Source organism: Nocardia neocaledoniensis (genome assembly GCF_003182135.1).
Classification (GTDB): Bacteria; Actinomycetota; Actinomycetes; order Mycobacteriales; family Mycobacteriaceae; genus Nocardia; species Nocardia neocaledoniensis.
Genome location: NZ_QGTL01000004.1, coordinates 270,218 through 292,191 on the forward strand (window position 1 = coordinate 270,218; position 21,974 = coordinate 292,191).

General features: G+C 69.5%; 19 protein-coding genes. 12 read left to right on the forward strand and 7 right to left on the reverse strand.

Annotated features, from left to right (window positions below):
* Positions 1 to 42 precede the first annotated feature (42 nt).
* From DFR69_RS13240 to DFR69_RS13250, 3 genes are all read left to right on the forward strand, one after another.
* The gene (locus DFR69_RS13240; protein ID WP_186817370.1) at positions 43 to 462 is read left to right on the forward strand and encodes a DUF5318 domain-containing protein; all 420 of its coding nucleotides are present in this window, start codon (positions 43 to 45) and stop codon (positions 460 to 462) included.
* A 795-nt stretch (positions 463 to 1,257) separates the two neighbouring features.
* Entirely contained in the window at positions 1,258 to 3,468 is a 2,211-nt protein-coding gene (locus tag DFR69_RS13245) for a transglycosylase domain-containing protein (protein WP_110038264.1), read from the forward strand.
* An 81-nt stretch (positions 3,469 to 3,549) separates the two neighbouring features.
* On the forward strand, positions 3,550 to 5,229 hold the full coding sequence (locus tag DFR69_RS13250; protein WP_110038265.1) for a glycosyltransferase family 87 protein: 1,680 nt from the start codon (positions 3,550 to 3,552) through the stop codon (positions 5,227 to 5,229).
* Here DFR69_RS13250 and DFR69_RS13255 read toward each other — a convergent pair whose 3' ends face one another.
* On the reverse strand, positions 5,230 to 6,786 hold the full coding sequence (locus DFR69_RS13255) for a TerD family protein (RefSeq protein ID WP_110037822.1): 1,557 nt from the start codon (positions 6,784 to 6,786) through the stop codon (positions 5,230 to 5,232). It abuts the gene before it with no gap.
* Positions 6,787 to 6,814: 28 nt separating this feature from the next.
* On the reverse strand, positions 6,815 to 8,176 hold the full coding sequence (locus DFR69_RS13260; RefSeq protein ID WP_110037823.1) for a TerD family protein: 1,362 nt from the start codon (positions 8,174 to 8,176) through the stop codon (positions 6,815 to 6,817).
* Positions 8,177 to 8,344: 168 nt separating this feature from the next.
* Here DFR69_RS13260 and DFR69_RS13265 point away from each other — a divergent pair, with 168 nt between their 5' ends.
* Genes DFR69_RS13265 through DFR69_RS13275 form a run of 3 tightly spaced genes read left to right on the forward strand, consistent with a single transcriptional unit; the run spans position 8,345 to position 10,451 of the window.
* Positions 8,345 to 8,968 carry an AIM24 family protein gene (locus tag DFR69_RS13265; protein ID WP_110037824.1) on the forward strand — a complete coding sequence of 208 codons (624 nt, stop codon included), beginning with the start codon at positions 8,345 to 8,347 and terminating at the stop codon, positions 8,966 to 8,968.
* Positions 8,969 to 8,977: 9 nt separating this feature from the next.
* Entirely contained in the window at positions 8,978 to 9,682 is a 705-nt protein-coding gene (locus DFR69_RS13270; RefSeq protein ID WP_110037825.1) for an AIM24 family protein, read from the forward strand.
* Positions 9,683 to 9,686: 4 nt separating this feature from the next.
* Positions 9,687 to 10,451 carry an AIM24 family protein gene (locus tag DFR69_RS13275; protein ID WP_110037826.1) on the forward strand — a complete coding sequence of 255 codons (765 nt, stop codon included), beginning with the start codon at positions 9,687 to 9,689 and terminating at the stop codon, positions 10,449 to 10,451.
* Positions 10,452 to 10,494: 43 nt separating this feature from the next.
* Here DFR69_RS13275 and DFR69_RS13280 read toward each other — a convergent pair whose 3' ends face one another.
* From DFR69_RS13280 to DFR69_RS13295, 4 genes are read right to left on the reverse strand one after another with little or no spacing between them, the layout of a single operon-like run.
* Complete coding sequence (locus DFR69_RS13280) at positions 10,495 to 11,292, reverse strand: HAD family hydrolase (protein ID WP_110038266.1); 798 nt, start codon at positions 11,290 to 11,292, stop codon at positions 10,495 to 10,497.
* A 38-nt stretch (positions 11,293 to 11,330) separates the two neighbouring features.
* Positions 11,331 to 14,132, reverse strand: coding sequence for a phosphoribosyltransferase (locus DFR69_RS13285; RefSeq protein ID WP_110037827.1), 2,802 nt, complete (start codon positions 14,130 to 14,132; stop codon positions 11,331 to 11,333).
* Positions 14,129 to 15,334, reverse strand: a complete 1,206-nt coding sequence (locus tag DFR69_RS13290) for an HpcH/HpaI aldolase/citrate lyase family protein (RefSeq protein WP_110037828.1) — start codon at positions 15,332 to 15,334, stop codon at positions 14,129 to 14,131. Before DFR69_RS13290 ends, DFR69_RS13285 begins: the two co-directional genes overlap by 4 nt.
* Positions 15,335 to 15,361: 27 nt before the next feature.
* Positions 15,362 to 16,477, reverse strand: a complete 1,116-nt coding sequence (locus tag DFR69_RS13295; protein ID WP_110037829.1) for a hypothetical protein — start codon at positions 16,475 to 16,477, stop codon at positions 15,362 to 15,364.
* A gap of 285 nt (positions 16,478 to 16,762) precedes the next feature.
* On the opposite strand from DFR69_RS13295, the gene DFR69_RS13300 reads away from it, so the two are divergent.
* A complete protein-coding gene (locus DFR69_RS13300; RefSeq protein ID WP_019049996.1) occupies positions 16,763 to 17,338 on the forward strand; it encodes a TerD family protein in 576 nt (191 codons plus the stop codon).
* A gap of 69 nt (positions 17,339 to 17,407) precedes the next feature.
* Complete coding sequence (locus DFR69_RS13305) at positions 17,408 to 18,514, forward strand: DUF475 domain-containing protein (protein ID WP_110037830.1); 1,107 nt, start codon at positions 17,408 to 17,410, stop codon at positions 18,512 to 18,514.
* A 74-nt stretch (positions 18,515 to 18,588) separates the two neighbouring features.
* Here DFR69_RS13305 and DFR69_RS13310 read toward each other — a convergent pair whose 3' ends face one another.
* A complete protein-coding gene (locus tag DFR69_RS13310) occupies positions 18,589 to 19,959 on the reverse strand; it encodes a glycosyltransferase family 87 protein (RefSeq protein ID WP_110038267.1) in 1,371 nt (456 codons plus the stop codon).
* Positions 19,960 to 20,092: 133 nt separating this feature from the next.
* Between DFR69_RS13310 and rpsF the strand changes: the two genes are divergently transcribed.
* From rpsF to rplI, 4 genes are all read left to right on the forward strand, one after another.
* Entirely contained in the window at positions 20,093 to 20,380 is a 288-nt protein-coding gene (rpsF, locus tag DFR69_RS13315; RefSeq protein WP_110037831.1) for a 30S ribosomal protein S6, read from the forward strand.
* 99 nt (positions 20,381 to 20,479) lie between these two features.
* Positions 20,480 to 21,037, forward strand: a complete 558-nt coding sequence (locus DFR69_RS13320) for a single-stranded DNA-binding protein (protein WP_110037832.1) — start codon at positions 20,480 to 20,482, stop codon at positions 21,035 to 21,037.
* A 31-nt stretch (positions 21,038 to 21,068) separates the two neighbouring features.
* On the forward strand, positions 21,069 to 21,320 hold the full coding sequence (rpsR, locus tag DFR69_RS13325; RefSeq protein ID WP_019050001.1) for a 30S ribosomal protein S18: 252 nt from the start codon (positions 21,069 to 21,071) through the stop codon (positions 21,318 to 21,320).
* Between the two features lie 17 nt (positions 21,321 to 21,337).
* Positions 21,338 to 21,790: a 50S ribosomal protein L9 gene (gene rplI, locus DFR69_RS13330; protein ID WP_019050002.1), complete on the forward strand. Its 453-nt coding sequence runs from the start codon at positions 21,338 to 21,340 to the stop codon at positions 21,788 to 21,790.
* Positions 21,791 to 21,974: the final 184 nt, after the last annotated feature.

Here is a 21,974-nt window from a genome sequence, read left to right on the forward strand (position 1 = left end):
TGCCACCGGCACCGCAAATCAATCCCGGCTACTCTGGTGATCGTGCGAATTCAGCGGCAGGTGGTCGACTATGCGCTCCGGCGCAGGTCGCTGCTGGCTGACGTCTACGCGGGCCGGGTCGGCGTCGCCGAAGTGTGCGACGCGAATCCCTACCTGCTCCGGGCCGCCAAGTTCCATGGCCGGGGCAGCGAGGTGACCTGCCCGATCTGCCGAAAAGAGCAGCTGACGTTGGTTTCCTGGGTGTACGGCGACGGGCTCGGCCAAGCGGCCGGTTCGGCGCGGACGCCGGAGGAACTGGTCAGGATGGCAGAGTCGAACGAGGAGTTCTCGGTGCACGTGGTGGAGGTATGCCGCTCGTGCAGCTGGAACCACCTGGTGCAGTCGTATGTGCTCGGGAAGGCACCCGCACCAGCCCGCCGTCGGTCGAGCCCGCGAGCGGGGCGGCGCTCTGCCGCCGAATGACGCGCCGCCGAATGACGCGCTGCCGAACGGGCCGCGTGTGATGCGCCACTGTTCGAGGTGCAAGGTATCCGCGCCGGTTGTCCGGCGCGGATGTCGTGTGTCGGTTGAACCTTACAAGTTATGGAGATCTGGTCAGTGAGTTCGCCCTACGAGCCCTCCCCCTACGGTGACGATCCGCAAGGCCGTCCGGCCAGGGGTGCGCAACCAGGTCTCCCTCCCCGTTCCGGCGGTCAGCCGCCGCGCAGGCCAGGTCCGCAGGACGGTCCGCGTCAGCCGGGTGGTCCCGGGCCGCGTCAGCCGGGCGGGCCCGCGCAGGGTCGCGGTCCGGCCCCCGGTGGACGCGGTCCGCAGGGCGGTCCACCGCCGAACCGGCAGGGTCCGCCGCCGGGTGGCATGCCGCCGCGCAGGCCGGGTCAGCCGCCGCAGCGTCCCGGCGGGCCGCAGAGCGGGCCCGCGCAGAACCCGCCCGGCGCGGGCAGGCCGCCGCAGGGCAGGCCGGGTCAGCCGGGTCGTCCTGCGCCCGCCGCGAACGCCACCCAGAAGCTGCCGCGTCCCGGCGGCCCCGACGAGTCGACCGTGCGCGCCGGCGGACCCGATTCCGGCCGCAACGCGCGCGTCGCGGCCGGGGCAGGCGCGGCCGCCCGGCCCGGCGCGGGTCGTCGTCCCGGCGGGCCGACGACCGGTGAGCGACGCGCCACCGGCGCGGGCGGCACCCCACCGCCGACCGGACCGCGCAACCGCCGCGACGGTGGCGGGGGCGACGACGGCTCCGGTAATGGTGGTTCGGTGAGGAAGATGCCGTGGCGGGCCATTCGCCGGACCATGTATGTGCTGATGGCGCTCGCCATCGTCGTGCCGAGCGCGGTGTTCCTCGTCGCCTACACGGCGGTCTCGGTGCCCAAGCCGGGCGACCTGGAGACCAACCAGGTGGCGACGATCCTGGCCAGCGACGGCACCACCGAGATCAGCAGGGTGGTCCCGCCGCAGGGCAACCGCACCGAGGTCTCGATCGACCAGATCCCGCCGCACGTGCGCAATGCCGTGATCGCCGCCGAGGACCGTGACTTCTACACCAACCCCGGCTTCTCGGTCTCGGGCTTCGCCCGCGCGGCCCGCGACAACATCCTCGGCAAGGAAAGCGCCGGTGGTGGCTCCACGATCACCCAGCAGTACGTGAAGAACGCGCTGGTCGGTGACGAGCGCTCGATGCAGCGCAAGATGCACGAGCTGGTGATCTCGGCCAAGATGGCCCGCCAGTGGAGCAAGGAGGACATCCTCGCCGCGTATCTGAACACCATCTACTTCGGCCGCGGCGCGTACGGCATCGACGCCGCCGCCAAGGCCTACTTCGGCAAGCCCGTGCAGGAGCTGACCGTGGCCGAGGGCGCCGTCCTCGCCGCGACCATCCAGCTGCCCTCGCTGCTCGACCCGGAGAAGAACCCCGATGGCGCGAAGTCGCGCTGGAACTACGTGCTCGACGGCATGGTCGCGGGCAACAACCTGCCCGCGGCCGAACGCGCCTCGATGCAGTACCCGCAGGTGGTCTCGCTGGCCGACAACGATGACGAGACCCAGAACTCGGGTCCGGAGGGCCTGATCAAGAACCAGGTGCTCAAGGAGCTGTCCGCGGCGGGCATCAGCGAGCAGCAGCTCAACACCGAGGGCCTGCAGATCACCACGACGATCGACCCGAAGGCGCAGGCGGCCGCGGTCAACGCCGCGCAGTCCAAGCTGGAGGGCGAGCCGGAGAACCTGCGGACCGCGGTCGTCTCGATCGACCCGCGCACCGGCGCCGTGCGCGCCTACTACGGCGGCAACGACGGCCAGGGCTACGACTTCGCCAACGCCGGCCTGCCGACGGGGTCCTCGTTCAAGGTGATCGGTCTGGCCGCCAACCTCGAGCAGGGCGTTCCGCTCTCGCAGCTGTACGACAGCTCGCCGATCACCGTCAACGGCATCCAGATCGGCAATGTCGAGGGCGAGTCCTGCGGCATGTGCACCATCGCCGAGGCGCTCAAGCGGTCGCTGAACACCAGCTTCTACCGCATGCAGCTGGACATGCAGAACGGCCCGCAGAAGATCAGGGAGATGGCCTACAAGCTCGGCATCCCCGAGGAGTTGCCCGGCATCGGCGAGACGCTGACGGAGCCGAACGGCGCCGGCCCCAACAACGGCATCGTGCTGGGCCAGTACCAGACCCGTCCGCTCGACATGGCGTCGGCGTACGCGACGCTGGCCGCCTCCGGCATGTACCACGCGCCGCACTTCGTGCAGCGGGTCGTCACCGCCGACGGCCAGGTGCTGCTCGATCGTGGCGAGCCCGCCGGTGAGCAGCGGGTCAGCGCGGCCGTGGCCGACAACGCCACCGCGGCGATGAAGCCGATCGCGGCGTACTCGCGCAACCACAACCTGGCCGGTGGCCGCGAGTCGGCCGCCAAGACCGGTACCCACCAGCTGGGCGACACCGGCAACAACCGCGACGCCTGGATGGTCGGCTACACGCCGTCGCTGTCGACCGCGGTGTGGGTCGGCACCGAGCAGGGCGAGCCGCTGCGCAACTACGGCGGCGGCAGCATCTACGGTTCGGGACTGCCGTCCGACATCTGGAAGGCGACGATGGACGGCGCGCTGTCCGGCACGCCGAACGAGTCGTTCCCCAAGCCCGCTCCGATCAAGGGCCAGGCGGGTGTGCCGGAGTGGTCGGCGCCTTACACGCCCCCGTCCACCACCGCACCCACGATCGAGGTCCCGACGATCGTGCCGTCGCAGGTCGAGATCCTGCCCGGCATCCGGATCCCCGTGCCCGGCGTGCAGCAGCCCGCCGGGCAGCAGCCCTCGCAGCAGACCCCGGAGACCACCACCGGCCCGCTGCCGGGTCAGCCGACGGCGAGCCCGGAAGGCACCACGCCGGGTACCGGCAACGGCGGGGGCTCGCGCCCCGGCGGACGCGCCGGGAACGACGACGACGAGGGCGGCGCCGGAACCACGCCGACGAGATCCCGGTAACCACCGGTAGCCTCGGAAGTCGTGACCGATCAGCAACTCGCGGACCTGCCTGCGTCGAGTGATACCCGGCAGGGTCGCGCGGTGCACTACGTCGCGCCCGCCCAACTGGCCCCCGACCTGCGGTCGGTCGACGCGCGCGATCGGCCCAGCCGCAACGACTCGCTGACCGCACAGCTGTCGACGGTGATCGGCGGGCCGGTCGGCGATCACGCGCTGATCGGCCGGGTGCGGTTCTGGACGCCGCTGCGGGTGATGTTCGCCTTCACGGTGATCTTCCTGGCGCTGGGCTGGTTCGCGAAGGCGCCCTGCATCCAGCAGACCAGCGACGGTGCGGGCGGCCTGATGCTGGACTGGACCGACGGCCGTCAGTACGTGGCCATGTGCTACTCCGACACGGTCCCGCTCTACGGCGCGGAACGGCTCAACGAGGGCGCGTTCCCGTACAAGAAGTCGTGGATCGAGGACACGCCCGACGGCGGCACCGAGGTCAGATACATGGAGTATCCGGTCCTTTCGGGTCTCTATCAGTACGCGGCCATGCAGATCGGCAATGTCTGGGACCACCTGCCGCTGCCCGGCGCGCTGTCGGTGGTGGTCTACTTCAACGTCGTCGCGCTCGGGCTGGCGGTGGGCTGGCTGATCACCATCTGGGCGTCCTCGCGACTGGCCGGGCGCCGGGTGTGGGACGCGGCGCTCATCGCGGTCTCGCCGCTGGTGATCGTGCACGCGTTCACCAATTTCGACGCGCTGGCAACGGCTTTCGCGGCCACCGGCCTGCTGGCCTGGGCCCGCCGCAAGCCGGTGCTCGCCGGCGTGCTGCTCGGCCTCGGCGGTGCGGCGAAGCTGTATCCGCTGCTGCTGCTCGGCCCGATCCTGGTGTTGTGCCTACGCGCGGACCCGATGCAGCGACTACCCGCGGCCCGTGCGGGCCTGCGACTACGCGATGTCGACAGCATCGCCTCCGCGCGCACCTGGCTGCGCGAAACCCCTGCCAGGACACAGTTCTTCGCGCTGCGCCCGCTCGGCGCCGCCACCCTCGCCATCGTCGCCGCCGCGGGTACCTGGATCGCGGTGAACCTGCCGATCGCGGCGCTGTACCCGGACGGCTGGCGCGAATTCTTCCGGCTCAACACCACCAGGCACGCCGACCCGGACTCGATCTACAACGTGATCACCTCGTTCACCGGCTGGAGCGGATTCGACGGCGAACTCGCGCACGGCGAACCGCCGACCATCCTGAACACGGTCTCGCTGCTGCTGTTCGTGCTCGCCTGCGCGGGCATCGCCTACGTGGCGTTGACCGCTGCGCGGCGCCCCCGCCTCGCCCAGCTGTGCTTCCTCGTGGTGGCCGCGTTCCTGCTGACGAACAAGGTCTGGAGCCCGCAGTACTCGCTGTGGCTGGTGCCGCTGGCCGTGCTCGCCCTGCCCCATCGCCGAATCCTGTTGGCGTGGATGACGATCGACGCCCTGGTCTGGGTGCCGCGGATGTTCTACTACCTCGGCGAGGACGCCAAGGGCCTGCCGGAGCAGTGGTTCACCGGCACCGTCGTGCTGCGCGATCTCGCCGTCGTCGGCCTGTGCGCGCTGATCATCCACCAGATCCTGCGTCCGCAGGACGACCTGGTGCGCCGCGACTACGTCGACGATCCGGCGGGCGGCATCCTCGACCGGGCGCCCGACCCGCTGCTGCCGTGGCTGCCGGAATTCCTGCGACCGCGCCAAGCGCACGCGGCCGCGCGACCAGCCACCGTCGCGGACTGACTACATCCGCAGGTAGCGGGCCTGGAGTTCCGGCTCGGCGGGCAGCATGTCGAGATCGAGCTCCCAGGCGTTGCCGGTCCACGGATCGAACAGCGGGGTGCCCGGCACCGTCGGCAGATGACGGCACGACTGGGCCAGCAGCGACAGCGGCCCGTCACCGAAGTCGACGCCACCGCTGCCGACGATCACCAGCGACAGCCCGATGAGATCACCGCGCACCATGAGCTGACCGAGCCGCACGATGTCGGCGGGCTGGTAGCCGTGCGGGAAATCGGCGGCCACCAGGATGCGGTGCTCCGACGGCGGCACGGCCTGCCCACTGTTGTAAGCGATTTCGGCGAGTTCGGCCGCGTGCGCCAGTTCGCCGACACGGGCCGCGATCTCGGTGTGGTCGCTGACCACGGGACCGGCGAGCAGCGGCGCCAGCGGAGCGGCGAGTCCGCGCAGGCCGCCGGTGAGGTCGATGAGATCGACCTTGGTCGGCTTGTCCGGTAGCGCGGCGACGAGCCGGGCCACCAGCGCGCCGACCACCCGCGAGGCGGCGGCGCTGGACTCGGTGTCGACCCACAGCGGCCGGTTCAACGGCACCGGAACGCAATACGGCACGCGCAGCGTTCCCCGGTCGAGCGCGTACAGCTCGCCGAGCCGGATGCCGTCGCTGCGTACGGCTTTGGTCGTCCACGCCGGGGCGAGCCAGGACGCGAGCGCGGCGGGCATCACGGCGTCGGCCTCGGCGATCTCGCGCGCGAGCTGGTCGCTGTCGCGCCGGTGGTCGGCATCGGCGACGGCGACCAATTCGTCGTGACGGCGCTGCGCCGCGGCCCTGGCCGCGTCGGCGGCCGGGGTGTTGCGGGTCGCCGGGTTCGAGACCGCTTCCGACATCTCCTGATCGAGCCGCTTGGTGGCGTACTCGCGCGCGGAGATCATCGCGGCGGCCGAGCGGGCGGCGTCCTCGAAGATCATCCACATCCGCTGCAGGCCGTGGTCGACCTCGAGCGGGATGCCCGGCGCGCCGACGGGCTGCTGCGCGAGCGTCTCCGTCGGCTGCGACGACGCGGCCGGAACGCCGTGCGCGGTCGGCGCGTCCGCCAGCGCGGCGGCCGCGGGGACGCCGTGCGCGGTGAGCAGCCGCGCCGCGCCGCCGTCGTAGCCCTGCCCCAGCGCGCGCAGCTTCCAGGCGCCGCCGCGGCGGTACACCTCGAGACAGATCAGCGCGCTCTCCCCCGAGCTCGGGGCGATCACGAATTCCGCGGCGGGCGTGCCGTTCTCGGCCAGCATCGCCGTGACGGTACCGAGCACGTGACTCGCGGCGACGAACAGCAGCACGGCGTTCGCGTCCGACCTGACCTGCGAGAGCGAGAGCTCGATCGCCCCGCCTGCCAGCCGCACGCCGGGTGCGCCGGGCCGCGACGCGCACACGTGATCATGCTCGTCGCGGACCCGCAGATCCTCGCCGACCACCAGCGCGCCGAGGTCGATCGCGCCGGTGGTCTGTGCGGTGAACCGCACGGTGTCGGCGGTCAGCGCGGTGTTCTGGCCCGCCTTCAGGTGAATCACGTCGTATGCCCTGCTCTGTTGGTGCGGTCTAGTTCCCGCCGAGGAACCGGCCCAGCTGGGGCACGGCCTCACCGGGATGCTTGGCCTGGAAACCCTCGCCCAGCGCCTGCATCTTCCAGTCCGCGCCGACCCGGTACACCTTGGCCATGGCCATCGCGGTGAACGGCATGCCGCCGGCGAGGGTGTAGCGGGCGAGTTCGCCGTTGTTGCTGCCGTCGATCAGGCGGCAGAAGGCGTTCTGCACCTGCTCGAACGTGTGCCCCTTGTAGGAGGTGACGATGAACAGCAGCGAGTTGATGTGCGCGGGGATCCTGGTGAGGTCGACCAGGATCATCTCGTCATCGCCGTCGCCCTCACCGGTGAGGTTGTCACCCTGGTGCCGCACCGAGCCGTCCTTGGAGGACAGCTGGCCGTAATAGGCCACATCGACCAGGTTGTTGTCGGCGAACAGGCAGACCGACGCGTCCAGGTCGATGTCGACCGTGCGGTTGCCGAACATGCCGCGCGTGCGCACCGGGTCCCAGCCGAGACCCATCTTCACGAAGGTCAGCGCGACACCACCCTCCTTGCGGAGCGTGACGCGCTGCCCCTTCTGCAGGCTGACCGGGCGATCCTTGCTCAGGCTCACCTCTCCGGTCGGCTGCGGCGGCGCCTGCTGCGGCTGGCCGGGCGGCGGGTAGCCCTGACCGGGCGGCGGCGGGTAGCCACCGGCGGGCGGCTGCTGCGCGGGCGCGGGCGGCGGCGGGTAGCCGCCACCGGGCGGCGCGTAGGCGGGCGCGGCCTGCTGCGGGTAGCTCGGCGCGGCCTGCGCGGGGTAGGCGGGCGGCGGCGGGGGCGGAGCCTGCTGCGGCGCGGCCTGCTGCGGCGCGGCGGCCGGGGCCGGCGAATCATCCACCTGCACACCGTGATCGGTGACCAGCGCGGCGAAGCCGCCCGCGTAGCCCTGACCGACGGCGCGCACCTTCCAGCCGCCCTGGCGGCGGTAGAGCTCGAGCGCGATCACGATCGACTCGCTGTTGAGGCCCTCGATGCGGTACTCGAACAGCTGATTGCCCGCCGCGTCGGAGACGATCGCGGTGGGCGGGGCGAAGCGGCCGAAGTTGCTGTTCGCGTCGTCGAGGGTGATCACCGCGCGGATCTGGTCGATCTCGGCGGGCACCGCGGGCAGCGAAACGGCAAGGGAGGCCGCTTGACCCGCCGGGCCGGGGCGCAGATCGACGCCGGGCCCACTCGGCTGGTTGTAGAAGACGAAGTCGGCATCCGTGCGGACCTTGCCCTGCTCGGTCACCAATAGTGCGGACAGATCGGCAGGGGCGGTGAGCTGGAGCGAGATCACCACGTCACTGACGGCCAGTGGACCGTTCTGGCCCTTGGCGAGTGTTGCAGACAAGTTCGACCCTTCGCTTGTCGGTGCGGTCGTCTGCCACTCTACGAGAAAGCGGCGACGAGCGTCCGCGCTCCGCGGGCGGCGCGTGTACCCGATCGATCCGCTAGGGTGACGCGCAGTTAGGTATCGGGCATTTCACCCGCCTGTGCAGAGGGGACACCAGGGCCGATCATGGCGCAGCTGTTCGAACAATCGAAGAAGGTGATCGAGGCCCATCTCGCGGGGACAAGCATCCGCGCGATCTCCGGCTCGATGGTCGCCTACGAAGGCAATGTGCAGTTCAAGTCGGCCGGCTTCGGTGGCGGCGAGGGCGTGCTGTCCGGGCTCAAGCGCCGCGCCACCGGCGAGAAGCTCTCGCTGATGGAGTGCACCGGCAACGGGCGGGTGTTCTTCGCCGTGAACGGCCAGAACGTCACCGTGGTCGACCTGAACAACGAGACGTTGCAGGTCGAGTCGCAGCAACTGCTCGCCTTCGCCGGGAATCTGCGCACCGATGTGCGGTTCGCCGGGGTCGGCGGCATGTCGGCGGGCAACGGCCTGTTCACCACCACGGTGTCCGGGCAGGGCCAGGTGGCGCTGCTGTCGGCCGGCGGTCCGCTGATCCATCTCGAGGTCTCGCCGCAGTTCCCGCTGATCGTGGACCCGGACGCGTTCGTCGCGGCCCGTGGCAACCTCAACCAGTCCTTCGTCACCGATGTCTCCTGGCGCACGATGGTCGGCCAGGACGCGGGCGAGGCGTTCTCACTGCGGTGGGACGGCCAGGGTGTCGTGCTGATCCAGCCGGCGGAACGGTAGGGGACGGCGATGTTCGAGAAGGTCAACAGCAAGGTCGTCAAGGTCGACGTCGGCCAGGCGGGCGGCGTCGTCGCCAGGACCGGCGCGATGCTCTTCTATCAGGGTCAGGTCGGTTTCGCGCCGCACCAGATCCCCGGCGCCGGGCCCGGCATGGGCGGCGGCGGACTGATGCGCATGGCGGGCGCGATGATGGCGGGCGAGCACGAGCGCACCATGCTGGCGCGCGGAAACGGCACCGTCCATTACGGATTCGCCGGGCTCGAGGTGCACGTGGTGCAGATGCAGCCGGGCGCGGTGTTGCGCGTCGAGGCGTCTCGGCTGCTCGCCAACACCGCGGGCCTGCAGGCCTCGGTGGTCTCGGTGGCGAGTTCCGGTGGCGGCGGCGGTGGCGGCGGCGGCGGTCTGATGGGCGCGCTGCGCGGCGCGGCCGCCGGTGTCGTGACCGGGCAGGGCATGTTCACCACGCAGCTCAGCGGCCAGGGCGCCGCGGTGCTGCTCGCGCACGGCGGATTCCTGGAACTGCAAGTGGGCGGACCGAATCCGGTGGTGGTCGACCCGCAGGCGTTCGTCGCCGCGTACGGCAATGTGCAGACCGAGCTCAAGTCGGCCATGGGCTGGCGCGACGCCGTCGGCCGCGGTGCGGGCGAGGCGATGCAGCTGCATTGCCACGGACAGGGTGTCGTGTACGTGCAGGCCTCCGAAGAGAAGTTGTGAGCCGATGACCCAGATCCATTCGCCGATGACTCTCGGTGCCAGCGACAACATCCCGGGCAACAGCTACGCCTACTGCATCGACCTGACCGCACCGTGGTTCATGCGCAAGGGCGCGATGATCGCCTACTACGGGCAGATCCAGTTCCAGATGCTCACCCACGGCCTGCAGGGCAACCTCATGCACATGGTGAGCAGCCAGTTCTCCGCGCCGCTGTTCGCCGGCGACTACGTGGTGGCCGAGGGCCACGGCAAGCTGATCATCGGCGACCGTGGCTACGACATCAATTCCTATGATCTCGAGGACGGCAACCTCACCATCCGCGGCGCCAACCTGCTCGCCTTCGAGCCGGGCCTGGCGCTCAAGCAGTCGATCGTGCCCGGCTTCCTCACCCTGATCGGCACCGGCAAGTTCCTCGCCTCGTCCAACGGGCCGGTGATGTTCGCCGAGCCGCCGCTGCGCGTCGATCCCGAGGCACTGGTCGGCTGGGCCGACTGCCCCTCCCCCAGCCATCACTACGACCAGGGCTGGATCGGCAGCTTCCTGGCGGCGGGCGCGGCCAGGATGGGCGCGAACTCGGGTGAGGAGCGCCAGTTCGACTTCACCGGCGCGGGCACCGTGCTCATCCAGTCCTCGGAAAAGGTCATGAGCGACAACGCCCTGGTCCGCACCATCGAGGGCCAGCTCCAGAGCGGGATCACCGTGGGCGGGCTGCAGCGCATCCAAGGTGTGGTGGCCCAGCAGCTGGCGGGCCAGCAGCAGCATTACTGAGCCGACAGGGGCCGCACCCTTCGCGGGGCCGGCCCCTGTCGGACTACGCCGACGCGGTGACGGGCCGCGCCGCCGCGGCATGGAACCACTCGAGGATCTCCTCGCCCGCCAGGATGCCCGCGGCCGTGGTGACGGTGAGGTTCGGCGCGGTGAAGGCGAGTTCTTCGAGTTCACCGTGGCGCGGGCGGACGGCGGTGTCGGCGGCGCGCAGCATCTCGGCGTCCAGCGCCCCGTCACCGGCCGCGAAAGTGCCCGCACCCGTGGCCAATTCACCCGCTTCGAGCAGACGGGCACGGACCTCGGCGACGGCGATGCTCTTGCACACCGCGTCGGGCATCGCGTAGATCTTGCGGCCCTGCTGGGAAGCCGACCAACCGTTGGCCCGGCACCACGCGTCCCACTCGGCCAGGAAACCGGTGGGCACCGCCTCGGGGCGCACCACCAGGTAGCAGAACAGCTCGTCGGCCTCGCGGTACTTCGTCACCCAGGACTCGTCGATCCGCGCGCGCAATTCGGCGCCGACCTCGGCGAGCGTCGCGCCGCTCGCGCGCACCTGCGCGTCGATCCCCGCCCGCCACAGCGGATCGGCGACACCGTCGACCAGGATGTTGCCGCCGTTGCTGGTGATCGCGTAGCGCCAGGGCGCGCCGGGCAGCGCGATCCGCTGGAACTGCTCGATCGTGCGGGTGGTCGTCGGGACCACCGCCGCGGCCTCCGTGAGCGCCCGCAGGCGTTCGACGGCGGTCACGGTCATGTACGACAGCGGCTCGCCCTCGTAGTGTTCGACGCACACCTTCGCCACCGCCTCCGCGCCGCCGAAGGCATTGCGGGAGTAGATCATCGTGCGGTCGAGGTCGGTCGCGACGAGCGCCGTCGGGGTCACTGGTCCAGCTCCTTGATCAGCCCCATGCAGGAGTACGCGAGATCGGGTACCACCTCCACTGGCACATTCCTGGCGGCGGCGAGCAGCCGGATGTGTGCGTGTTCGGGGGCGTCGGCTTCACGCACCAGCACCCGCCACGGTACGCGGCGCAGCAGCACACGCGTCGTCTCACCCACGCCGGGCTTGACGAAATTGACTGTGGTGACGCCGTATTCGGCCTTCACCCGTTCGACCGAAGCCCAGCCGGACCAGTTCGGCGTGCGATCGGAGGCCTGGATCTCGGCGACCGCGGCGGGGACCCGGTCACGCACCTTCTCGAAGGCGGCGGTGACCGTGTCGAGCAGCTGGTTCGAGACGTCCTCGCCGGCCAGTTCGCGATAGAACTTCGCGCCGTGGAAGTCGCCGGGCCCGATCAGGGTGTCGTTGAGCACGGTGCGCGAAACCAGCCCGGACACCGTGGAATTCAGGCAGGCCGAGGCGATGAGGAAGTCGTCACGAGTGCCGTAGGTGCGCACGCAGTTGGCGGGATCGGCGAGGACGACGAGCTCGTCGTTGAAACGCGCCCCACCCGCCGCGTGGTAGGCGTCGAGCGCGGCGGTGAGTTCGTGGGTGATCGCGCCCTTGCCGGTCCACCCGTCCACGAACACGATCTTCGCCGGATCATGGTGGTGCGCCAGATAATCCAGCGCCACCGCGTCGATCCCCCGGTCGCGCACGATCGACACCGCGTAGTGCGGCACGGTCAGCGGCGGCCTGCCGACACCACTGGCCAACCAGCGCCGCATCAGCACGCCGACCGGCGTTCCCGCCCTGGCCAGCGACACCAGCACCACGTCCTCGCCGCGCTCGGCCACCACCAGCTCGGCCACGGTCGCCACCGCGAGCGCCAGCCGCTCGGCGCTCTCGGCGAGCACCCGATCGAACAACTCGCGGTAATGCGCGTCGGGCTGGTACTCCACCGGCAGCGACTCGGCGTAGTGCGCGACCCCGGCCTGGATCCGCCGCTCGCGTTCGGCCACATCGGCCTCGAGATCGGCGTGGGAGAGATCCTTCAGCAACCACGAGACATCTTCGGCCGCATAGGAACCGAATTCGGGGCCGTGCAGCGGGTCGGGCAATGCCGCCGCGTCGACACCGCTCGGCGCCGACACGCTCGTCGCCCCGTTCGTCTGAGCACCTGACGGCCGCGACCGCCCGGCCGAGTCCGGAGCACCGCTGTCGTCGGGCGCCATGGTTGACGTGGCACGCTCTGCGGCCGATTCCGCATCGGTGGGCGGCGGGGAGCTGATCACAGTGGTCGGCGCCGAGACGTGGCCTGTCCGCTCGGCGACAGCAGCCGAACAACTCGGCGCGCCAACGGGGCTCGATCCGGAGCCTGCGGTCGTCCCGGCAGCCTGAACCGGGCTCGCGGCGCGATCGGTGCGCAGCGCACGGGGGTCGGCGCCCGGCACGACAGCGGCGGGCACATCCGCGCCCACGGCCGTGCGCCCATCCGCCGGCCCACCGTCGGCCGACAGCGCCGTGCTCGTGGAGCGGGCCGCGTGCAGCGCGCGGGGGTCGGCACCTGGTACGACCGCGGCCAGGACATCGGCGCCTGCCGCCGTCAGCACATCCACCAGTCCACCCGTGGCGACGAGTTCCGTTGTGTCGGCGGGTGGGTCGAGGACGATCAGCAGGACCGGGGCGGCCTCGCCGTCGGTCCACTGGGCGTTGTAGAGGTAGCGGTCGGCGGTCGGGTCCGGCTCGGGCGCGGTGAAGCGGAAGCCCCTGCGCAGGGGGTAGCCGGGTTCGTCCAGGACGTAGGCCGGTGAACGCGTTGTGGTCTGGAAGCGGGCGGGAGTCCCCGAATCCGCGAGTGCGGCAGCCATCCGCACCGGCAGGTACATCAGTTCCTCGTGGCCGAGAACGATGACGGGACGGCCCGCGAATTCCGCGTCGAGCACCGACTGCACCTCGCCGGTGGCCACTTTCAACGCGATGTCGAAGTTCGCCGCGTCCGCGCCGAGGATGCCGTGCCTGCCGCCTTCGGGAACATCGCTCGGCCACGACAATTCGAGCTTGCGGAACGAACCTCGCTGCGCTGCGACCGGATTGAGCTCGGGGTCGGGCAACGCGGTGACCTTCTCGATCAACCCGGCCGGCAGATCGACACGCCCCGTGGCCAGGCAGACGGTGTCGATCCGCGCCCCGAGCTCGGCGGCGAACGCCTCGAACTTGGCGCGATCGGCGGCGGTCCGCATGTCGACCAGCGAGGCCAGCACATAGTGCGAGCGCGGCGCGAACTCGTGCAGGGCGCGCACGGCGTCGATCGCGGTGTCGCCGGTGGAGATCTCGTCGTCGACCAGCACCAGGGGCAGGTCGTTGGCGAAGATGCCTGCCGGCGCCGGTTGCAGCAGGTGCGAGGTGGCATGCGAATGCCCCTCCTCGAAACCGGCCAGCGTGCTGGCGCGCGGTTCGTGCCTGCGGGTGGAGTGCAGATAGCACGCCGCGTCGAGGCGCGCGGCCACACAGTGACCCAGACCCGTTGCCGTCTCGGCGAATCCGAGCACGACGGCATCGCGGTCACCGAGTTTGTCGCGGACGAGATCGCCCAGCTGATCGCCCGCGCCGATCACCACGCGCGGATCGGTGGGCAGATGTTTGCCGAGCACCGTCGACACCAGCAGGTGCGCGCGGCGGGGGTTGCGGCGCAGGCCGGGCTGGACCAGCTCGTCGATGGTGAACTCGGCGAACGACTCCCCGTGATGCAGCTCGATCCCCAGATGCTCTGTCGCCCAGGGCTTCTCGATCACGTTCATTCGGCGATCATCGCTGTCAGCAGATCCACGAAGGACACTCCCTTGTTCGCGACCCCGAACGCGCGGGCCCGGACCAGGGTCTGGCGGGCCCAACTGCGATGCGGGCGCATCTCGTTCATCTTGTTGCGGTACTCCGAGGCCGCGACCCCGCCGACATCGGCCTCCATGATGTGCAGTGCGTCGGCGTACTCCTCGTGCGTCACCACCGACAGCGCGTGCACGGCGGCCACGTGCGAGGGGTGGATGACGGTCTTGCCCTGTATCCCGTTGGCCCGGTCCAGGGTGATCTCGCGCAGCAGCCCGTCGAGGTCGCGGCTCACCAGGTACTGCCGGAACGGGACGGCGTCGGATTCCTCGAACGGCGCGGTCCGCAGCAGCGGACGGAACATCCGCTCGTGATCGGCGAAGTACTCCCACACCGGCCCGGTGATGATGAAGCCGGTGCCGTCGGCGCGGCCGAGGTAGTTGACGATGTCGGCGATCACGTCGGCGACCACGCGCACGTCGTAGATCGTCAGGTCGCGGTCGCGACGGATGCCGAAGGTGGCGCACATGTCGGTCGCGCCGATGCGCACCGCGAGCAGGTGATCGCGGTATTCGTCGAGCAGCTCGGCGATCCGGGACAGCTGTTCGTCGCGGGTCTGCCGGTGCACCAGGTTCGCCGACTCGAGCACCGGCATGCCGTAGATCGGCCGATCCAGCCTGCGCCGCGCGTCGGCCAGCGCGGCCAGGTAGGCGGGGCCGGTGACGGTGTCGAACTTGGGGAAGACGAACCCGGTGAGCACCTCGGCGCCGCGCCCGAGCCGGTCCACGACCTCGGTGACCGTCTGCGGGTCGCGCACCCGGATGAACAGCATCGGGTTCGGATCCTCGCTGCGGGCGAGCAGGTCGAGGGTGTCGACCGCGTGTTCCTTGGCGGCCTCCACCTGGTGATCGGCGACGGCGTCCTCGAGGTCGATCACCATCGAGCACACCCCGCGCGCGGCCCGGCGCTGAATGGTGGCGGCCAGATCGGGACGGGTCGCCGGCACGTAGAGGGTGGCCCCGAGCGCGGTCGCGAGCAGTTCCCGATCGTCGACGATCGGCTCGGGTTCGACGAGGAACAGCTCACGGGCGCGCGGCCCGTGCAGCTGCCGGAAGTGACGGAGCGGGACCTGTTTGCGCAGGCAGATCTCTGTAGCGACGGCGTATCCCGCGGTCATACCCCCCACCTCATCTGTCGGGCCATCTCACTTCTTCTCGTGCTTTCTCATGCGTTCGACTACGCCGGCGATGAATGTCGCGACGGTATCCAGTTCGGAAACATACGCCCAATAGTCTGGATGACGACCCGTCAGTCCAGATGTTATGCGCTCCAGCCGCTCGGCCTGCGCATCGAGGACCGAGCCCCACTCGTCGACCAGTCCTCGATCGACCGCGAGCATCTGCGCGTCCCGTAGCCGGAATCGTACGGTGCGCGCCTGCGCATCGGGGTCGGCCCGCACGCCACGCAACAGTTCGAGGCGCCGGGTCACGGCGTCGACCAACTGCTCGGCCTCGGCGAGGTGCTGGCGCGCGGTCGCGGTCAAATCAAGGGCGGTCTCCGGGTCGTGCTCGGCCGCCGCGACACGCGCGCGGACCAGCGCGGCGTCCGCGGCGTCGATATCGCGGCGGCTTTCTCGCTCATTGTTGGTCAAGTCCGCCGAACTCGCAGCGTTGAACTCGCGCAACAGCGCCGAGTAGGCGGGACCGAGCGCGTCCGCGCGGTTGCGCACCGCGGCCAGTCTGGTGGTCACGGAGGAGATCGCGTTGGTGGCCGCGCCGGCCCGAGAAGGGGCCTGCGCCAACGCATCCGACAATTCCTTGGTGGCCTGTTGCACCGCCGCCGCGGCGGTGCGCGCGGCGGCGACGGAGGTGCTCGGATCCACCGCGGACGCTGTGATCAGATCGTCATTCAGCCGCCTTACGCCGGCGGCCACCGACGGATACGAGCCGTACCCCGACGACTCCGCCGCGGCCAGCGCCCGCTCCGCCTCCGTCCGCACCTGCGCCAGTAGCTGCGGTACGGCCCCGCGTACCCGGGCCGCCTCGGCCAGTCCGGCGCTGTGCGCGTGATAGAACTCGTCGACCCCGCGGGCCGCGTCGGTCAGCTGGCGCACCAGCGCGTCGGCCCTGGCCGGACCGTCGGCGACCGACGTGCCCGCGGCCTCGGCGGCATCGAGCTCATCGGTGAAACCCAGGTACGCGCCCGCCGCCGCGTAGCAGCGCGCACGCACCGGCTCCCACACCGCGCCGATCGCGCGGTCGGGGAAAACCTGTTCGCTGGCAAGCACACCCGCCTCCGCCGCCGTCTGCCGCTGATCCATGTCGAGGAAAGCGGCCGATGTCGCGGCCCGCGCTCCGCTGATCCAGTCATGATCCGCCCCCGACCTGAACCATCCGCGTCTGCGAGGTGTCACCGTCACGTCCCCTTTCCGAACCGCGCGGCGACCCGACCACGCACAGTCCCGATGGTAGGAGATTCGCAGCCTTCACCAGGGCTGCAGCTTGTTCCTACGCAAGTTTCGCGAAACCTATTACTGTCGTAGCCGTACCCGGCGATTCGGACATGCTGGGAAACGACACAACGGACTAACCGAAGGGATTCCCGCATGGGTGTCAGTCTGTCCAAGGGCGGCAATGTCTCGCTGACCAAAGAGGCCCCGAACCTGACCGCGGTCGCGGTCGGCCTCGGCTGGGACGTGCGCACCACCACCGGCACCGACTTCGACCTCGATGCCAGCGCGATCGCCACCGGCGCGGACAAGAAGGTCGTCTCGGACAAGCACTTCGTGTTCTTCAACAACCTGAAGTCCCCCGAGGGTGCCATCGAGCACGCCGGCGACAACACCACCGGTGAGGGCGAGGGCGACGACGAGGTCATCAACGTCGACCTGGCCAACACCCCGCCGACCATCGAGAGCATCTTCTTCCCGGTCTCGATCTACGACGCGGAGACCCGCTCGCAGTCGTTCGGCCAGGTGCGCAACGCCTACATCCGCGTCGTCGACCGGGCCAACGGCACCGAGCTCGCGCGCTACGACCTGTCCGAGGACGCCTCGACCGAGACCGCTATGGTCTTCGGCGAGCTGTACCGCAACGGTGCCGAATGGAAGTTCCGCGCCATCGGGCAGGGCTACGCCTCCGGCCTGGCCGGTATCGCCCGCGACTACGGCGTCAACGTCTAGTCACCATCTCGGACGGGGGGTTCGTCGACTCGGGCCCCCTGTCCGCGTGACACAGAAAGGTCCCTCCGCGTGATAACGCGCATTTTCGGCCTGTCCATCGTCATCACGGTGCTGTCGCTGGTCGTCGCCTACCTCTACGGTGGTCTGACCGCCCTCGCGCTGTGCGCGATCCTCGGCATCCTCGAGGTGTCGCTGTCGTTCGACAACGCCGTCATCAACGCCACCGTCCTGGAACGGATGAGCGAGTTCTGGCAGCGGATCTTCCTGACCATCGGTGTCGTCATCGCCGTGTTCGGTATGCGACTGGTGTTCCCGCTGGCCATCGTGTGGGTCACCGCCGGACTGAATCCGGTGCAGGCCTTCGATCTGGCCCTCAACCCGCCGGAGAACGACGCGCCGTACTTCCCCGACGGCAGCCCCAGCTACGAAACCCTGCTGACCGACGCGCACCCGCAGATCGCGGCGTTCGGCGGCATGTTCCTCGCGCTGCTGTTCCTGAACTTCATCTTCGAGGACCGTGAGATCACCTGGCTGAGCTGGCTGGAGAAGCCGTTGGCCAAGGCGGGCAAGCTCGACATGCTCTCGGTCGTCATCGCAGGCACCGGTCTGGTGCTGACCGCGGAGTTCCTGGCCAAGGACGACGATCGCTCGACCGTGCTGGTCGCCGGCCTGCTCGGCATGATCGTCTACATCCTGGTCGACGGCCTCGGTTCGATGTTCCACACCGAGGAGCTCGAAGAAGGCCCGCACGGTCCGTCCGGGCTGGTCAAGGCGACCGGTAAGGCCGCGTTCTTCCTGTTCCTGTACCTCGAGGTGCTCGACGCGTCGTTCTCGTTCGACGGTGTCATCGGCGCGTTCGCGATCACCTCGGACCCGATCATCATCGCCCTCGGCCTCGGCCTCATCGGCGCGATGTTCGTCCGCTCGATCACGGTGTACCTGGTCCGCCAGGGCACCCTCTCGGAGTACGTGTACCTCGAGCACGGCGCCCACTGGGCGATCGGCGCGCTGGCGACGATCCTGCTGGTCTCGATCGGTGTGCACGTCAACGAGCTGATCACCGGTCTGGTCGGTGTCGCGTTCATCGGCGCCGCGCTGATCTCGTCCATCCTGCGCAACCGCAAGGGCGAGCCCGACGCGGTCGACGAGTCGAAGGAAACCGCGCCGGTCGGCTGACAGGCGTTGGAGTAAGCCGGAAATGCCACAGCGGCGGCGAGTCCCTCGGGATTCGCCGCCGCTGTCGTTTCTCGCTACACCACCGGTTGCGGCAGCCGGACCGGTTCCAGCTGTTCGGTCGCGCCCCGTCGTCGGCCCCGGATGAACAGGAAGAACAGGATGCAGAGCAGCACCGAACGCGTCCACACGCCGAACTGGACGACCCCCTCCAGCAGGTCGTAGTCCTCGCCCGCGCCCATGGCGGCGAAGTACCGGAACACGCCGATCCCCACCGCCGCGTCGGCCACCAGATAGGCCGCGACCAGCGACCACGGCACCTCCAGCAGCACCAGGAACGGAATTATCCACAGGGTGTACTGGGGTGAGTGCACCTTGTGGAACAGCATGAATCCGCACAGCATCGCGCCGCTCACACCCACCCACGGGAAGGCCGACGTGGGCGTCCAGCGGCGGTATCCGAGCCACATCGCCAGCGCGAACGAGGCCAGGATCAGGGTGGGGGACGCGGCGGCGACCATGTCGTGCCAGTCGTTCGAGGTCTCGGCGGCGCGGCCGAAGATCAGCTGATGACCCCAGTACCAGATCGAATTGGTGGTGATGTCGGCCTGGCGCAGCCGCTGGAAGACGATCGAGGCCCGCCACCCCTCCACCCCGGCCAGCACGAACGGCAGATTCACCGCCGCGACCGTGCCCATCGCCGCGAGCACGGTCTGGGCGGCGCCCGCGAGGTCGAGCTCGCCGAGCCGCCGCCCGTCGCGCGGACGGCCCTCGGTGAGCACGTACAGCGCCAGCGGGAGCACGAAGATGCCCGGATAGATCTTGAAGCAGAAACCCACCGCGAGCAGCACCGCGGCGATGATGCCGCGGGTGCGCACCGTCAGGCCGGTCAGCGCGGTCATCACGTAGACCGCGCCCACCGCCGCGCACACCACCGGCAGTTCCCAGTTGTGGAAGGCGTAGAGCACCAGCGGCGGGCCGATCGCCCACAGCAGCGCCGCCGGACCCGCCATCCGCGCCAGCATCCAGGCCGTGAGCAGCGCGAACGGGGTGAGCAGCAGGGCCGAGCGCCACAGGAAGTCGGCGTCGTTGTCGACGCCGATCGCCGCCGCCCACATCAGCAGGCCGCTGAGCACCGGGTACTCCACGGCGCCGCCGACGAGCGCGCCCTCCTCGGTGATCCCGCCGTGCACGTACGGGAATACGTGATTGTCGATCTCGCGGCCGCTCCAGAGGAACTGGATGTCCGAGTAGCAGACATCGGCGTCCTTGCGGACGTCGAACACCAGGCTGCGGCCGATCTCGTCGATCGCGCCGCCCGCGCAGCGCGCCTTGTTGGCGTAGGCCAGGGCCAAGGTGAGCCCGCACAGCAGCACGATCAGGAAGGTCAGCGCCGAGGCCGTGGCCACGCCGCGGGTTGCCCGCTGCGACGTGTCGGCCTTGGTCATGGCGACCACAGTATTCGATCGATTTCGCTGCTCACGACCCGCTCATGTAGCCTTGTCGGGTTGCTGACGCAACGAACCCTCCTGCCACGGAAAGTCCGTGGCCGTTTCCTAGTCCACAGGAGGTGATTGGTCCGTGCGTCATTATGAAGTGATGGTCATCCTCGACCCGAGCCTGGACGAGCGCATCGTCGGGCAGTCCCTGGATACCCTGCTCAACGTCGTCAAGACCGAGGGCGGCAAAGTCGACAAGGTCGACATCTGGGGCCGCCGCCGGCTCGCCTACGAGATCCGCAAGCAGGCCGAAGGCATCTACGCGGTCGTCGAACTGACCGCGACCCCGGCCACCGTGAGCGAGCTCGACCGCCAGCTGGGCCTGAACGAGACGGTGCTGCGCACCAAGGTTCTGCGCAACGACAAGTAGTCCGCACCCTCTTCTCGAATTCCGTGTCAGAGCCTAGCTTTAGGCTCGAGCACGAAATCCCGAGACGCGGACTGCACCCCCGAGCAGGAGGAACCCCACATGGCAGGCGACACGGTCATCACCGTCATCGGAAACTTGACGGCAGACCCGGAGCTTCGTTTCACGCCCGCGGGCGCAGCGGTGGCGAATTTCACCGTCGCTTCGACTCCCCGCGTATTCGATCGCAACACGAACGAATGGAAAGACGGCGAGGCCCTGTTCCTGCGCTGCAACATCTGGCGTGAAGCAGCGGAGAACGTCGCCGAGAGCCTGACCCGAGGCGCTCGCGTCATCGTGAGCGGACGGCTCAAGCAGCGCTCCTACGAAACCCGCGAGGGCGAGAAGCGCACGGTCGTCGAACTCGAGGTCGACGAGGTCGGCCCCTCGCTGCGCTATGCGACGGCGAAGGTCTCCAAGGCCGGTCGCGGCGGCGGAGGCGGCGGCTTCGGTGGTGGTTCCGGTAACGCCGGTGGTGGTAGCGCAGGCGGCTACAACGCCAACAGTGGCGGCGGACAGTCGGGCGGCGGCAACGCCGGCAACGACGATCCGTGGGGTAGCGCGCCCGCGGCCGGCTCCTTCGGGGGCGGCGGCCGCATGGATGACGAACCGCCGTTCTGAGGAACGGCACTCATAGTACGGAGAGAACACCATGCCTAAAGCGCCCGCGCGCGAAAAGGTGCTGAAGAAGAAGGCTTGCACTTTCTGCAAGGAGAGCAAGTCCGGCATCGTCAATATCGATTACAAGGACACCACGCTCCTGCGTAAGTACGTCAGCGACCGCGGCAAGATCCGCGCTCGCCGCGTCACCGGCAACTGCGTGCAGCACCAGCGTGACATCGCTGTGGCCGTCAAGAACTCGCGTGAGGTGGCCCTGCTGCCTTACGTGTCGACCGCTCGCTGAGAAAGGGAGTCAGACAGATGAAGCTCATCCTCACCGCTGATGTCGACAACCTCGGTGCCCCGGGCGATCTCGTCGAGGTCAAGGACGGCTACGGCCGCAACTACCTGCTGCCCCGCGGCCTGGCCATCGTGGCCACCCGTGGCGCCCAGAAGCAGGTCGAGGGCATCCGCCGGGCGCAGGACGCCCGCAAGGTGCGCGACCTCGATCACGCCAACGAGCTGAAGCAGGCCATCGAGGGCCTGGAGTCGGTCTCGCTGGCCGTGAAGACCGCCGACAGCGGCAAGCTGTTCGGTTCGGTCACCACCGCCGACGTGGCCGGCGCCATCAAGGCCGCCGGTGGCCCCGTGGTGGACAAGCGCAGCATCGAGCTGCCGAAGTCGCACATCAAGGCGACCGGCAAGCACGGCATCGTGGTGCACCTGCACCCCGACGTGGCTGCCAAGTTCAACCTCGAGGTTGCCGCGAACTGAGTTCGCTGAGAACCACCCCCTTGTTCCGCATGGGGGTGGTTTCTCATTGCCTTTTTCAGGGACGAATGGCGATAGCTGCTCGGTAACCGGCGATCTTTCCCGTGCAGGTCGGCGGTAGCGGCCGATGGTCGGCAACTCGCTGACCTCCCGTTATTCAGCCTGTGGATGATTGCCGAAACCAACC